Source organism: Mucilaginibacter sp. SMC90 (assembly GCF_022811725.1).
In the GTDB taxonomy this organism is placed as follows: Bacteria; Bacteroidota; Bacteroidia; order Sphingobacteriales; family Sphingobacteriaceae; genus Mucilaginibacter.
Window position 1 is genome coordinate 1,064,752 of the sequence record NZ_CP094527.1, and the last position, 15,190, is coordinate 1,079,941.

At 41.2% G+C, this 15,190-nt stretch carries 12 protein-coding genes; 4 read left to right on the forward strand and 8 right to left on the reverse strand.

Features of this window, described 5'->3' with window-relative positions; genetic code table 11:
* Positions 1-86 precede the first annotated feature (86 nt).
* Complete coding sequence (locus tag MTO98_RS04825; RefSeq protein WP_243485481.1) at positions 87-2,531, forward strand: hypothetical protein; 2,445 nt, start codon at positions 87-89, stop codon at positions 2,529-2,531.
* On the opposite strand, the gene MTO98_RS04830 is transcribed toward MTO98_RS04825, so the two are convergent.
* On the reverse strand, positions 2,521-3,066 hold the full coding sequence (locus MTO98_RS04830) for a DUF892 family protein (protein WP_243485482.1): 546 nt from the start codon (positions 3,064-3,066) through the stop codon (positions 2,521-2,523). The two genes, MTO98_RS04825 and MTO98_RS04830, sit on opposite strands and share 11 nt — an antisense overlap.
* Before the next feature lie 632 nt (positions 3,067-3,698).
* On the opposite strand from MTO98_RS04830, the gene MTO98_RS04835 reads away from it, so the two are divergent.
* Together MTO98_RS04835 and MTO98_RS04840 are read left to right on the forward strand one after the other, a co-directional pair.
* The gene (locus tag MTO98_RS04835) at positions 3,699-4,253 is read left to right on the forward strand and encodes a hypothetical protein (protein ID WP_243485484.1); all 555 of its coding nucleotides are present in this window, start codon (positions 3,699-3,701) and stop codon (positions 4,251-4,253) included.
* 131 nt (positions 4,254-4,384) lie between these two features.
* The gene (locus MTO98_RS04840) at positions 4,385-6,568 is read left to right on the forward strand and encodes a TonB-dependent receptor domain-containing protein (RefSeq protein WP_243485485.1); all 2,184 of its coding nucleotides are present in this window, start codon (positions 4,385-4,387) and stop codon (positions 6,566-6,568) included.
* A 220-nt stretch (positions 6,569-6,788) separates the two neighbouring features.
* Here the strand turns inward: MTO98_RS04840 and MTO98_RS04845 are convergent, their stop codons facing one another.
* Both MTO98_RS04845 and MTO98_RS04850 read right to left on the reverse strand, forming a co-directional pair.
* Positions 6,789-7,160, reverse strand: a complete 372-nt coding sequence (locus tag MTO98_RS04845) for a response regulator (protein ID WP_243485487.1) — start codon at positions 7,158-7,160, stop codon at positions 6,789-6,791.
* A gap of 133 nt (positions 7,161-7,293) precedes the next feature.
* Positions 7,294-7,875, reverse strand: a complete 582-nt coding sequence (locus MTO98_RS04850; RefSeq protein ID WP_243485488.1) for a thymidine kinase — start codon at positions 7,873-7,875, stop codon at positions 7,294-7,296.
* Between the two features lie 73 nt (positions 7,876-7,948).
* On the opposite strand from MTO98_RS04850, the gene MTO98_RS04855 reads away from it, so the two are divergent.
* A complete protein-coding gene (locus MTO98_RS04855; RefSeq protein WP_243485489.1) occupies positions 7,949-9,019 on the forward strand; it encodes a hypothetical protein in 1,071 nt (356 codons plus the stop codon).
* A gap of 220 nt (positions 9,020-9,239) precedes the next feature.
* Here the strand turns inward: MTO98_RS04855 and rodA are convergent, their stop codons facing one another.
* From rodA to MTO98_RS04880, 5 genes are all read right to left on the reverse strand, one after another.
* Positions 9,240-10,505 carry a rod shape-determining protein RodA gene (rodA, locus tag MTO98_RS04860; protein ID WP_243485490.1) on the reverse strand — a complete coding sequence of 422 codons (1,266 nt, stop codon included), beginning with the start codon at positions 10,503-10,505 and terminating at the stop codon, positions 9,240-9,242.
* Entirely contained in the window at positions 10,502-12,535 is a 2,034-nt protein-coding gene (gene mrdA, locus MTO98_RS04865; protein ID WP_243485491.1) for a penicillin-binding protein 2, read from the reverse strand. Before mrdA ends, rodA begins: the two co-directional genes overlap by 4 nt.
* Entirely contained in the window at positions 12,532-13,050 is a 519-nt protein-coding gene (locus MTO98_RS04870; protein ID WP_243485493.1) for a rod shape-determining protein MreD, read from the reverse strand. Before MTO98_RS04870 ends, mrdA begins: the two co-directional genes overlap by 4 nt.
* Positions 13,043-13,876, reverse strand: a complete 834-nt coding sequence (mreC, locus tag MTO98_RS04875) for a rod shape-determining protein MreC (RefSeq protein ID WP_243485494.1) — start codon at positions 13,874-13,876, stop codon at positions 13,043-13,045. The genes MTO98_RS04870 and mreC overlap by 8 nt, the downstream gene beginning before the upstream one ends.
* A gap of 89 nt (positions 13,877-13,965) precedes the next feature.
* Positions 13,966-14,988 carry a rod shape-determining protein gene (locus MTO98_RS04880; RefSeq protein ID WP_090528947.1) on the reverse strand — a complete coding sequence of 341 codons (1,023 nt, stop codon included), beginning with the start codon at positions 14,986-14,988 and terminating at the stop codon, positions 13,966-13,968.
* Between the last annotated feature and the right edge of the window lie 202 nt (positions 14,989-15,190).

A 15,190-nucleotide genomic window follows, 5' to 3' on the forward strand; every position in this document is an offset into this window, starting at 1 on the left:
GTTTTTCTAAACATTATTTCGAGACCTTAAAAAATTCTGTACTTACAATTACGGGTTTATCAAATATTGCCCCGGCAGATTGTAAAATGCTTGAAAATCAAATTCTTGAAAAAACCAAGCAGCGGGTTAGCGAAACAACGTTAAAGCGGATTTATGGTTTTGCATATAGTAAGTTCAATCCATCTATGTTTACCCTGAATACGCTGTCGCGCTATTGTGACTACGAGGGCTGGGACGATTTTTGTAAAAAGCAGGAGGCCGAATCAGTAAAACAAAGCAGCACTACGGTTGATTGGGACCTTTTGAAAGCAAATGCCGGTAAAATAACTTCTTTTACGCTGCAGGCAATTAAAAACAAAACCGGCGTCCCTTACCCGCAAACCATCAGGAGGCAATTTATTGATGATCATTTTGCAGCCTTTTTGAGGGGAAGTTATACAGCAACAGTATTCGCAGCGCCGGCAGGGTACGGTAAAACGGTGGCGCTTTGCCATTGGATCGATGAAAAGATCCAGCAAAACAGCCATGATATTGTGCTTTTTTTTAGCAGCAGCGCTTTAATGAATGTGTTTTTAAGCGGTCGCGATTTAAACGATTGGATGCTGGGTTTGCTTGGCTATTCAATAGAAGAGGACATTGTAGCTTTACTTGATGTAAAGCAACGTAAGGAAGGCCGCTTTTTTCTGATCGTTGACGGGGTTGATGAACATATGTTTAAGAACGATCAGTTTCAACTGATTATGAACCAGTTGATTGACATTTTTTCATTTTATCAATCGCATGAATGGTTTAAGCTGGTTTTAACCATGCGTTCATCAACGTGGATTAATTATAGCCACATGATTGAGATGGAACAAAGCCCATGGTTTGAGGGTTTTTTTAGTTCGCATAGTCAGCCCTCAAACGTACCGTTGTTCAGCGTGCAGGAAATAAAGGAGCTTTGTCTTAAAATTAATCCTGCTATAAAGAATTTTATAGCAGTAAATGTAGTTGAGAATTTTAATCATCCGTTATATTTTCAGTTTTACTATAAACAGCATAAAAAGAACTTTTCGCTCAACGATGCTGATCATGTGAGTGTTTATGAGCTCATTTCAAATTTTGTTTTGAACAAAGTTTATATGGGCCAGTATTCGGCCGATAAAATATACCTTATCCAGGCCATAGTTGAGCAGATGAGTTTTGCTAATGGTGTGTTTGAGGCAAGTAAACTTAAACTTATCAACCTCATTAAGCAATATAGTCACGCTTATCTTGAGTTGTTAAGTATCGGCTTTATTCGTGAGTTGAATACCAGCAGTGATTTTGAATACAGAACTTTAATTGAGTTCAGTAACGATCATTTTTTAGAGTTTTCCATATCCAGGTATCTGCTGCGTAAAAATGATAACCTTTTTAATATCGACCTTATAAATATTATTAACCAATATTTTACAGGCGAACGTAAGTTATCCATATTAAAATGGAGCATTATTTATGCTATTAAAAGCGGGCAGCAGGAAAGTTTCCAGCTTTTATCACAAACCCGCCTTGCAACCAGCGAAAAATCAAACCTCATCATTTTTTTAGGCGATTTACTTGAAAAAGAATTAGGCACTTTAAAAGATACCGAAACGCTGATACAGTATTTTAAACAGGATTGCAGCGATGAGTTATTTGATTATTTGTTTGGCCTGGAATTTATAAATAATGATTACGCCAAAACCCTGCACACGCTGCTTAAGTTTGAACTTTCGGAGAAAAAGACAATCCTGGTTTACACTGGCCTGGCCACAATAAGCATATTGAGGCTTGATATTAATAAACTTGAAGATTATCTTAAAATAATGAGCGGTTTCGGCGCTACCAATTATTTTGAGTTTTCCGTTAACCCATTAAAGTGCATCAATACAATTTATCAATACCTTAAATACGGCGTTGTTAATAAGGAGTTTTTTAAAGAGCTCACCAGGTTTTATTTCCGGCCTCCCCTCAATCTGGAGGCCTCTGCCTCAAATGACCTGATATTTTTACTGGCAGCGCACTCTTTAAAACTATGTAACAGGCCGTTAAAAACACTGCGTTTTATTGCAGTGCTTGAAAAGTATTACCATTTGCCTAACAATGCAACGTCTGTATATGGCTTTTTTTTAAACCGGATAAAGACAGAAGAATATCTTGCGCTCGGTGAAATCAAAAAAGCCATGTCGCTATATTTTGAACTTGATGAGGCATACAGGAAAACAGAAGGGGCTTTTACCCCGCTTATGATAACATCATTTAACTGCATTAAAATTATAGTTAGCTTCAACAACAGGCAACTTTCATTGGCCGACGATACACTTGAAGAGTGGGCAAACCTTATTATTAATGAAATGGATTACAAGTTATCACGCGTGTACATGTTTGCTTTTTTATTAAGAAATCAGAACGCTGTCAAACATCCGCCCGAAAAAGTTTACAAGCATATCAGCTATATGTTTTTGAAAACAATGAGCGAAGCCGGTTTACGTCCTGATATATTCTTAAAGCAAAATAGTTTTATAAGCTGATAGCTGCATTTTGATCATTGTCATACTTCGCTATCAGGAAATTATAAAGCGTATGACTGTTTTTTGAATTGTTTAAATATTCTTTCACAAATTGGTTCATGGATATGTTGTTTTTCTCGATGGCTGTTAACCGGAGAACCTGAATCGAACTTTTTTCGATGCTTGTAACATAATTCAGGTATGAAAGGATGCACATATCACGCAGTACCTCATTATCGGTTTGTTGATGAATGGTTGTAAACTCATCTTCAAGCAGGGAGATAAGGCCACTGCAGTTATCAAACGAATAGCGTTGTTGAAGTTGCGCATATATACCATCCATGCGGGCAATTTGCTGTTCGGTTTCGCTGATGGTTTCTTTTATTGGGATATTGATATCTTTAAAGGTGTCGGTATCGGTAATTTCTAAAAGTCTTTCAGCTAAGTGTGCCTGGGCACAGTAAATCCTGTTAAGATGGTCGGTGAAAAAGATGGCCAATTTATCTGACTCCGATTGTGCTGGGTAAGGGGGTACCATACGGGTGTTTTTTTTCATTAATAATTATCAGTCGTCGTTAAATAATAATGCAGCTGTTACATTGAAGCTTTGCTTTAAAAGGCTGATTGACCGATAAAACAGAGGAATGAGATATTGATAGGAAAATAACCGACCGGTTAACCGGCTTTTAGAGTAATTTGAGCAAATGCTAATTGTGCTAAAGTTATTTTTTGTTGTTTATTAGGCAGCAAGTTTATACAATATTCATTCTTTAATGTGATAACGAAATAAACAACTTTGTTTGCTTCAATTAATCGTCAGGGCATTATTAAATAAATCTACAATACGCAGGTCAAAAGGCGTACCGATTTTGTAGCATACACGTAAAAAATGCAATTGTAATATATAAGTTACCTTTTTTTTAGGTTTTTTTTGAGTGAGGAAATGTGATTTTCCTGATAGTTATAAAATATAACTTAAGCTTTGAGTTTTTTGTTATGGTTATACATCATAGTATACAGAGGTGTTTAATTTATAACCAGGTACATCAAACCCGTTGTTTTTTTTAAGATATTCACTTGTTCAGAATGTCTCCAGAATTAAATAGTCAGATTTAATTTTTTTAACGTATAAATTATTATATCGCTGAAATTTTATGTAGCATTGCTATTGTTTATACTCATTATTGATTGAAAAAGACCTTTGCCATAGTCATGTTAGTTACCCATTTGCTTAATTTGCTGGGGTATATGGCGCTTAATCAATATTTTGTCAATAAATCAAATAAGGTAATAGCGCGTCAGATAGCTAAAGGCAAATACAACAGCCATGACCTTATTGAAATCAGGATCAAGCAGAATTTACCTTTTATTCATGATTGGGATAGTTATGTAAACATTTCCGGACAGTTGCAACTGGAAGGTGTTTCATACAATTACGTAAAACTCAGGGTTACCCGCGATACGCTTTATGTGCAGTGCATCCCCAATTATGAAACAACAAAGCTGCTTAATGAAAATGTGATCTGCGCTAAAAAGCTCAATAGCGCACCCATCAGTAAGCGTAACCACGAGTCGTCAGAAAAGAAACTGGGCAGTGATGCTAAATATAATTGCCCCGAAATTTCATACTCTTTTATAAAGCCGGCAGAGCCTGTTCAGCCTCCCGGCACATTTATTTATATCAGCATACCTGATGCCTTTGTGTCAGTTGGCGGTCAACCGCCAGAAATGGCACTTGCCTGAATTTATAGCTGATAATTAATCTGTTCCCTCAATTTTAATGACATGCATTGTTGCGCCATGATGTGCTATGCGCATGCATGGGCTATTGTTGTGTGCGAACAGCAAACCCCTAATCTTTTTAATTTGAATAAATGAATACCCTTTATAAAATTTCATTAACCGCGTTTTTTACGGGCTGCGCAGGATTAGCCCAGGCGCAACACAAAAGCGTTAAAGATACACTGCAGCTTGATAGTGTTATCATTAAAGAAAGCAGGCCAAAACATTTACCCAATGTATCGGGCACTAATATTTTTGCCGGTAAAAAAACCTTTGATGTTTTTTTGGATGCTGGTAAGGCTAACTTAGCTAATAACAATGCCCGCATGGCATTTGCCAAAGTACCGGGTGTTAACGTGTGGGAGATGGATGGTGCCGGCCTGCAGCTTAACATAGGTACCCGTGGTACCGATACTCACCGGTCTATCGAAACCAATATCAGGCAAAATGGCTACAATACCAATTCTGATATGTTTGGATATCCCGAAAATCATTACAATGTTCCATTTCAGGCTATAAGTGAAATCCAGATTGTACGCGGCTCGGCGGCATTGCAATTTGGCAGCCAGTTTGGCGGTATGGTTAATTTCAAGCTTAAAGAAGGCGATAGCACTAAAGTGTTTGGTTTTGAAAGCGAACAATCGGCAGGTTCAAACAGGTTTTTTAACTCGTATAATGCTATTGGCGGCAAAGTGGGCAAAGTTAGCTATTATGCCTTTTACAGCGCGCGTACCGGAGATGGCTGGAGGCCCGACGCTGCCTTTAATTCACGCGCTTACTATGCCAATATTAAATACCAGTTTAATGATAAGGGAAGTATTGCCTTGCAATTTTCACGGTCTGATTACAGGCAGCAAATAGCAGGCGGTTTAACCGATGCGCAGTTTGATGCCGACAATCGTCAATCAACCCGTGCGCGTAACTTCTTTAACCCGGAAATTAATATCCCGGCGTTATTGTTCAATTATCAGTTTGATAAAGATACCAGGCTGGAGGTTACTTCGCACGTGTTATTTGGCCAGCGTAATAGTGTACAGTTTATCAACACAGCTAATATTCCTGATACGGTTAATACAAGCCTGAAAACTTATAACCCGCGCCAGGTTGACCGTGATTATTATGCGGCTTTCACTACCGAGGCCCGTTTGCTTCATAATTATAAACTGGGCGATCTTAAGAGCTCATTTACAGCTGGCGTAAGGTATTTTGAAGAAACCACCAAGCGTAAACAAAAAGGTACAGGCACAGTGGCCTCTGATTTTGACCTGAGCCTGGTTAAAGATTATGGAATAGATTTAAGGTTGCATACCTTAAACTACGCTGCTTTTGTAGAAAATATGTTCCAGGTAACAGAAGCATTTACAATTACTCCCGGTGTTCGCTTTGAACAAATTAACACAACAACATCTGGTGTTATTGTAAACCGTACTGTGCCGGTAAGCTATAATGACAAGCGTAATTTTCCGTTGTTTGGTACAGGGTTACAATATCAGCTTGCTGATGGAAGCCAGTTTTATGGCAACTTTTCACAAGCTTACCGCCCTTACATTTATGCAGCTGTTACTCCTGCCGATCAGTTAACGATCATTGACCCTAACATTAAAGATAGCAAGGGTTATGATGCAGATCTGGGTTACCGCGGACATATCAACACTGTATTTAGTTTTGATGTCAACGCCTTTTATGTTTACTATGGCAACAGGGCGGGTACTTTAACCCAAACGGATGCCAATAATGTAAGCCACCTTTATATGACCAATATTGGCAATGGCGTAGCTAAAGGTGTTGAGGCGTTTACTGAAGTTTCGCTGATCCGTTCGTTTGACAAATCGGCAGGAAGTGATCTCCGTTTGTTCAACTCGCTGTCATATACCCATGGCCGTTACACCAGTGGTTCCATAAGCCAAAATGGCAAAAATGTAAGCTTAAAAGATAATCGTCTTGAAGGTACTCCGGATTGGATAGATCGCGCAGGTTTAACGTTTTTAAGCGGCCACGTAAGCAGCACGCTACAATACAGCTATGTTGGCAAAAGCTTTAGTGATGCTAATAACACTGTTCTTAACCCGACAGGAGCAACCGGTATTGTACCGTCTTATCATTTGTTTGACTGGGCTTTCAATTATAGTTTCCTTAAAAACTATCATCTTACTGCCAACGTGAACAATATTTTTAACGCTAAATATTTTACACGCCGTATTAACATGTATCCTGGCCCGGGTATTTTACCTGCCGACGGACGTACGTTTAACATTGGCTTTGGTGTGAAGATTTAGGCCTTAGCCCAGGAGAAGCGCATAGTTGACTCACCCGGTCAACGCATCGTTGCACGGCCCTCACTTTGGCTACGCCGCAAAGAGGGCAGAAAGCAAAAAGCAAAATCCCCTCTTTACGCTTGCGTAGGGAGGGGGTAATGAGCATGGCAATGTAGAGGTAAGGCAAAAACGGCCCTTCAAATTAATGGAGGGCCGTTTTATTTATACTGATAAGGATTACTTATTTGTTGACGTGTTTTTTTACGATCTCGGATAGTGCGGTAAGGTCAAAAGGTTTGGCAAGGTAGCCATCGGCATTACCGGCCTTGGCTATTTCTTTAATATTGCTCACTGCCGAAATAATGATCACGGGAATGTGGCTGGTAGCCGGATCATCTTTTATTCCTTTACTTAGCTGTTGCCCGTTGGCGTCGCTGCTCCAATCGGTAAGCCAGTTGTCAAGCAAAATCAGGTCGGGGTTAATAGTGGTTAAGGTGCGCAGGATGCGGGCGTTATCAGATTGTATTACTTCATAGCCTTCTTCCTCCAATACATACACCACGGTGTCGCGGATATCTTTATCGTCCTCTATAACTAAAACCTTTTTGGCCATAAGTTTGATTGATTGCTAAATACTTTATTAAAATGCCCGCCTTTGGGCCGGCTTTGTTTAAGTATATAACAAACAAATACCCGGTATTTGTTTTACTTATAGTATTAAATAAAAAATATATTATTGGTTAAATTTAGCCGGCAACGTTATTATAACAAGCACGGCAGCGGGGCTCATAACTTTCTTTTTCGCCCAACAATATTTTTGAGTTATCATGCACTAAACGGTAAGAGTATTGGGCCGGATTACCACATCTTACACAAACAGCCTGTAGCTTGGTTACCGATTCGGCAATGGCCATAATGGCTGGCATGGAACCAAAGGGGCGACCTTTAAAATCCATATCAAGGCCTGCTACTATTACACGTACACCGCGATTAGCCAGCACGGTACAAACTTCGGGCAATTCATCGTCAAAAAACTGGGCCTCATCAACACCTATTACATGAGCATCGCTGGCCAGCAATAAAATGGCCGAAGCGCTATCAACCGGGGTGGAAGTTATTTTGCTGGCATTGTGTGAAATAATGGCATCCTCACCGTAACGGGTATCAGCTTTAGGGCTAAAAATTTCAACCTTAAGCCGGGCTATACGGGCGCGGTTAAGCCTCCTGATCAGCTCTTCGGTTTTACCCGAAAACATTGATCCGCAGATAACCTCTATACTGCCGCCTAACTCACTTTTACGCCTGAAAACCTCTTCGTGATATACCATTTATGACTTTTATAGTCGGCAAATATCAGAATTTAATCCTATTTTTGATAAGCATTTTCCTAACATTGAGGCCATGAAGCAAATGGATGTATTTAAAAAGATAGGTGGGATTTTAAAGGAGCTTAATGATCAATATGACTACCTTGCTGCTGATCCCAGCGAACTTAACGAACTTGAATTAGAACTTTTTGTAGCCAACGCCCATTTTTTAAAAGACCATGCCGAAATTTTGCGCCGTATCAACGAGCGCGCGGCAGCTCCCGCACCTCCAACCGAAAAAACAGAGCCGGTAGCTGAGCAACCAAAACCGGTGATACCGGTGGTTCCGCCTGCGCCTGTTACACCGCCGCCTGTAAAGCGCGAAGCTTTATATGAGCAGCGCTTTTTTGAGCCGGTGGTGCAGCAGCAGCATATTCCTGTTCCGGTTGATAAGATTGAGCTTACCAGCAATGCTGAGCCTGTGGCCCCTGTGCCTTTTAACAACCCGGTAAAAATTGAGGTGATAGATACGGAGCCGGCAATAAAAGAAACAGTTGAACCGCAGATAAATATCGCTGCCGAAAAAGAGGTTGACAGTTATTCGTTTCAGCAGGAGATTCAGGAAGGGAGCGGTTTTGAACTTAATTTAAATGAAGCAGATACGTGGGATGATGAAGCCGACCGTTTTGAGCAGGAAGAACTGATAAGCCAGCTTCCCGAAAAGCCCGTTGAAATAGCCCCAATAGCCGAGCAGCCAAAATCTTTGCCTGTAATTGAGCCGGTAAAGCCTGCTGAACAGCCTGTTACCGCAACAGCGCCGGCAGATACGACCAGCCAGCAGGTACTTACCTTCAACCAGCGGATAATGGCCCAAAAGGCCGAAAAAACTAATGTTGCAGCAACAAGTACTACTACCGAGCTGCCTGTTACCGATCTGAAATCGGCCATAAACCTGAACGATAAGTTGTTGTACATTAAAGATTTGTTTAATGGTTACAGCCTGGCCTACAGTGAAGCTATAGAGATAGTGAACCGCTTTAATACTTTTGAAGAGGCTGAACGTTTCCTGAAAACAAATTACGTAGTGAAAAATAATTGGGAAAGTAAGGCATCAACAGCTGATAAATTTTATGCTTTGCTGCGGAGAAGATATCCTGCGGCGTAAGTTAGAAGTTCTAAGTCAAAAGTTCTAAGTCGGGGGTTCAACGTCGAATCTTGGATTAGGTGCGTTGGGATCTGCTTTTAAACAGGTTCTTTATGATCGGACCTATGACTTTAGGCTCAAGACTTAGAACTTAGAATTTTGTGTTGACTTTAGGCTCAAGACTTAGAACTTAAAATTTTGTGTTGACTTCAGGCTTGGGGCTTAATATTTCTGACTTGAGTTAAACGTTCGATTTCCTGTTCGAATCAAGCTTGATGAGCGTGAACAGGAGCATAGTAAAGCTTAACAACGATGAGCCTCCATAGCTGATGAACGGTAAGGGGATCCCGATAACAGGCACCACGCCGATAGTCATACCGATATTTATAACCACGTGAAAAAACAGCACAGAAGCAACGCCATAACCATAGATACGGGTAAACGGCGAACGTTGCCGCTCGGCTATGAGAATAACACGTAATATCAGGAACATAAACAGGCTTATTACCGTTAATGAACCGGCAAAACCCCATTCTTCGCCAACAGTACAAAAAATAAAGTCGGTACTTTGCTCGGGCACAAATGAGTATTGGGTTTGTGTACCATGCAGGTAGCCTTTGCCCCAAAGCTTACCGGAGCCTATAGCTATTTTTGATTGGTTTACGTTGTAGCCTTTCCCTTTTAAATCGGTAGTGATGCCCAGTAGTATGTTAATACGCTCTGTTTGGTGCCTCTTTAAAACATGGGTATAAATAAACTTTACGCTAAACATAAATGCTATGGAAATAGCAAGGCCAATAACCATAGTTTTAATGAGCTGCTTGTTACGCTTAAATAAAAAGATAATAAACGCAGTTATTGCAACCAGGATCAGTATAATATAAAGTGGGTTATACAGTAACGATGTAACAAAGAGAGTAATGAACAGGCCTGCAATGATCAGGAAATATGGTGACAAGCCTTCGCGATACAAAACAAATATTAAAGAACAAAATACAAGTGTTGAACCGGTATCGGGCTGCAGCATGATCAGCAGCATCGGGAACCCTATGATGGCCGCAGCCATTAAAAATGATTTGGGGTCGGTAACGCGGATATTGGTGCCGCTTAAATATCGCGCCAACAGCAAACACGTGGCAAACTTGGCAAACTCTGAGGGTTGTAGCCGAAAGCCGCCACCCATGTTTATCCAGGCCTGGTTACCACCTACGTTTCTGCCTATAATCAATACAAGTACGAGTAAAAATACAATTACCACATAAAATGCGGGGGCCAGGGCGGCAATAAACCGGCTTTCGAGTAGCAATATTACAATACCAACCACAATTGATACACAGATGTAAATGAACTGTTTACCGTAATTGGTAGATGTATCTACAATGCTGGAGTGGTTAGCGTCAAAAACTGCGGCGTGGATATTGAACCAGCCAATTACACAAAGTATCAGGTATATAAAAACCGTAAGCCAATCTACGTTAAAGAAGAAACTACGTTGCTGGGTGCTCATGACTTGCTCCTTCCGCCTGTTAACGATTTAATCCAGTTTGCCGGTTTGTTATTATAAGCCGCTTCCTGCCTCTCTTTTTTTATCGAATCGGCCTTGAATTTCTTAATTGAATCGGCTTTGAATTTTTTTATCGAATCGGCCTTCACAGCTCTGATGCTATCACGCCTGCGTTCTTTTTGCAGGTCTTGAGCATAAAGGCTAAGATCGGGCAGACGGTTGGCATTTGCAAAATAATCAACTGTAAACCCCGATTCGCGCGGCGTGATCTTGCCTTTTAGATATTTTTCAACTATAAAGCTGGCAATAGGTGCAGCCCAATGCGCACCCTCGCCAGAGTTTTCTACAACAACGGCTATTGCAATTTTAGGGTTATCGCGCGGGGCAAATGCCACAAATACCGAGTGGTCCTCACCATGCGGGTTTTGCGCCGTACCGGTTTTGCCGCACATAATAATGTCTGGTATTTTTGACCTGCGCGCTGTGCCGTTTTCAACCACGGCCTGCATGCCGTTAATAACCGGTTCAAAATATCCCGAATCTATCCCCACATAATTTTTTTCTACGTATTCCTTTTTGATGACGTTTTCGGTGCCGATAGCTTTAATAAGGTGTGGTTTGTAAAAAAAGCCGCGATTGGCAATGGTACACTCCAGGTTGGCCAGTTGTAATGGGGTAGCTAATAACTCGCCCTGGCCTATAGCCAACGCAGCAATAGTGCTTGACCGCCAGCCGCCTTTATGGTAAGTGTTATCATAATGCAAAGGCGTTGGTACGTTGCCCCGGCTTTCTGCCGGCATGTCAAGGTCAAGCCGGGCACCAAGACCAAATTTCATTACGTTATTTCGCCATGCATTGAAATTGGCCTCTGTGTTTTTTACCCCATACCGGTCAACAATGCGCTGAAACACCATGGTAAAGTAACCGTTACATGACTCGGCTACCGCTTTGGCCATATTTACCGTGCCGTGCGCTTCGCCATGGTTACAATGCACTATGCGGTTACCCACCCTGTAATTACCGGTGCAGTAAAAAGTTTCGTTAGGATTGATAATGCCTTCTTGTAAGGCAATTAATGCACTCAAAGGTTTAAAAGATGAGCCCGGTGGGTACTGCGCCTGTATAGGCCTTATGAAGAATGGCTTATACGGGTTGTTGTACATTTTGGCAAGGTTATTACCACGCTGACGGCCTACCATCAGGTTGGGGTCATAAGTAGGGCTGCTTACATAACACAAGATCTCGCCTGATGATGGCTCAATAGCCACAATACCGCCCAGCTTATTTTGCATCAGTTTTTCGCCAAGTCTTTGCAAATCGATATCAAGGGATGATGTAAGGCGCTCGCCCGAACGGGGTACGGTATCAAGCGCACCATTGGCAAATGAGCCTTTAAAAGCGCCATGTGAATCAACCATTTGAACCTGTACACCACGCTGACCGCGAAGTACATTTTCATAAGCTTTTTCTACACCGGTAACACCAATATAGTCGCCAAGGCGATAATAGCCGTTTGATCGTTTAATGTCCCTGTCGGTAACCTCGCCAATGAACCCCAAAAACTGCGCAGCTACAGAATCCGGATAAGTTCGTATGGTGCGGGGCACAATTGAAAAGCCCGGAAATTCAAAAAGTTTTTCCTGCAGGGCTGCGTATAACTCTACTGGTAGCTGTTTTTCAAATACCGATACGGTATTAGGTGATTGCCTTTTTGCTTTAATAAAACGTTTATCAAAGCCCTCTTTGTCGATGCCGATCATTTTGCAAAGCAGCAGGGTATCAAGAGGCTTAACTTCTTTGGGGTTAACCATTACATCGTAAATAGGCTCATTTTGTACCAGGATCTTTCCGTTACGATCAAGTATTGGCCCGCGGGCGGGATAAAGTATGGTGGTACGCCTTACATTGCTGTTTGCGTATATGGTATAGCGGTCATCAACTATCTGGATATAATAAAGCCTCCCTAACAGGGCTAATATAATAGCTATAAAGATACCGGTAACAACGTAGCGGCGTTCAAAAAACTTATTCATTTACGTTCTTTCCTTCTGAAAAATAGCAGGCCCGAAATTAGTATTAAAAATACGGTAAACAATGAACTCAAAACAACACGGCTTAGTGTGTATTGTATTTCAGAAAAACTAAAAACCTCTAAATTAAGCAGGAAAAAATGGTGGAATAAGGTTAGTATCAAAGCGTAAGTGAAAAACCAACGGAAACCCATGATACTTAATGTAGGTTCGGGCTCATTGTCAAAACCATCCTTTTGCACAGTTATACTAATGAACAGTACCCGTACTAACGCCAGCACAACGCAGGCAGCTGCGTGTAAACCAGGGGTATCATAAAAAGCATCAATGGTAATACCTAAAACAAAGGACAGTACAAACAATAGTACGTTAGGTACCTCAAAAGGAAGTAAAAGAATAAAAAGAATATAAAAATACGGCGTAGCGAGATTATAAAACGTAATGTTTTTTAACAGGAATACCTGCATAAAAGCCAATACGATAAACCTAAGAAGATTAACAAGGATAATCCTACTCATTTTTGTTTTGTACGGCCTCCAGTCCCGTTTGTTCACCTGCAAATTTGTTATTTACCACGTAAACGTATTGCAGTTTTGTAAAATCTACGGCTAAGGCTACCTCAACATTGATGAGTAAACCACCGCCTTTGGCGTGCAGGTTAGTAATTTTACCAAATGGTATACCTGTAGGAAAAAGCGAGTAACCGGAGGTAACCACCGTATCACCCATTTTAGGTTGTGCGTTATTCTGGATGTCTATTAATAACCCCCTGTGCGGATCAAGATCATTGCCCCATACAAATGAGCCAATATCCTTAGTGCCGGCAAGCATAGCACTAAACCGGGTGTTTTTATGTAAAACAGATTGAATAATGGCTAAATGATCAGTTACTTCAATAACCTGGCCCACTACCCCGGCCCCGGTTATTACACCCATATCTTTTTGTATCCCGTCCCTGCTGCCCCTGTCAATAGTAATGTAGTTGCTGCGTTTATTAAAAGAGTTATTGATCACTTTGGCTACAATATAACTATACTGCTGTTTGTAAACAGTGTCGTTAACCTTACGTTTTTCAACACTGTCAACATAAAAAGAGGCTTTAAGCTGGCCGCGAAGCTTTGCATTTTCGCGGGCAAGGCTATCGTTGGTTTCTTTTAATGACAGGTAGCTTTTCAACGCATCAACCTGTCCGTACAGTGTGCCGGTTACCTTACTGGTTGAGTTAATGAAAGATGCTTTTTGAAACGAGTTGTATTTAATATAAATAAGCAGCGAGCTAATCTCAAAAATCAGGAATAAAAAAAACGCGTTATACTTAGTTATAAATATCCAAAGGTTACGCATTGATCAGTGAGTTGTTGAATGGTGAGTAGTGAGTAGTTGTATGAATGAGCGATTAACCACTCACTATCCTCTACTCACCACTCACTAAACTATTGCATTAAAAATTTAAAATTACCGATGTTTTTAAGGGCGGTACCGGTTCCGCGTACTACGGCGCGAAGTGGGTCTTCGGCAACGTGAACGGGAAGTTTGGTTTTGGCAGCCACACGCTTATCCAGGCCGCGCAATAATGCACCGCCACCGGTTAAATAGATCCCGGTTTGGTAAATATCGGCCGAAAGCTCGGGTGGAGTAATCTCCAATGCTTTCAATATCGCTTCTTCAATCTTTGAGATCGATTTATCCAAACAATGTGCAATTTCTGTGTATGATACCATGATTTGTTTTGGCACGCCTGTCATCAGGTCACGACCCTGAACAGCAAAATCGCCCGGCGGCTCGCTCAACTCAGGAAGGGCAGCGCCAACCTCAATTTTAATTTTCTCGGCGGTACGGTCGCCGATCATGATGTTATGCTGACGACGGATATATTGAACGATGTCTGAGTCAAAGTTGTCACCCGCTACGCGGATAGACTGGTCGCACACGATACCTGATAAAGCGATAACGGCGATCTCGGTAGTACCACCACCAATATCGATGATCATGTTGCCCATAGGCTCTTCCACATCGATACCGATACCTACGGCAGCAGCCATTGGTTCGTGTATCAGGTAAACCTCTTTAGCGCCGGCAATTTCGGCCGAGTCACGCACTGCACGTTTCTCCACCTCGGTAATACCCGAAGGGATACAGATCACCATACGCAGCGATGGAAAGAACCATCCCTTGCCCTGGTTGATCATTTTGATCATCCCGCGGATCATGTGTTCGGCAGCGTTAAAATCGGCAATTACACCGTCTTTAAGCGGGCGCACGGTACGGATATTATCGTGCGTTTTACCTTCCATTTGCATGGCCTGTCTGCCTATGGCAATCACTTTATTGGTTGTTCTGTCAAACGCCACGATCGAGGGTTCGTCAACAACAACTTTATCGTTATGTATAATGAGGGTATTTGCTGTACCTAAATCGATAGCAATTTCTTGTGTAAAAAAGTTAAATAAACCCATCTGGTATTTCTTTCAGTATGTTATGCAAAGTTTATAAAAATACGCTTAAATAAATTAGCATTTTGCAATCTTAAGCGTTAAAAAATCACATTTATTGTGTTGCGGTTGGGTTGATAGAGCTTATTTATTAAGTGGTTGACTGGATTTACAGGTAAATTAAGTTAAAACAGGTCAAAAACATTTTTCCTTTTCACCAAATCAA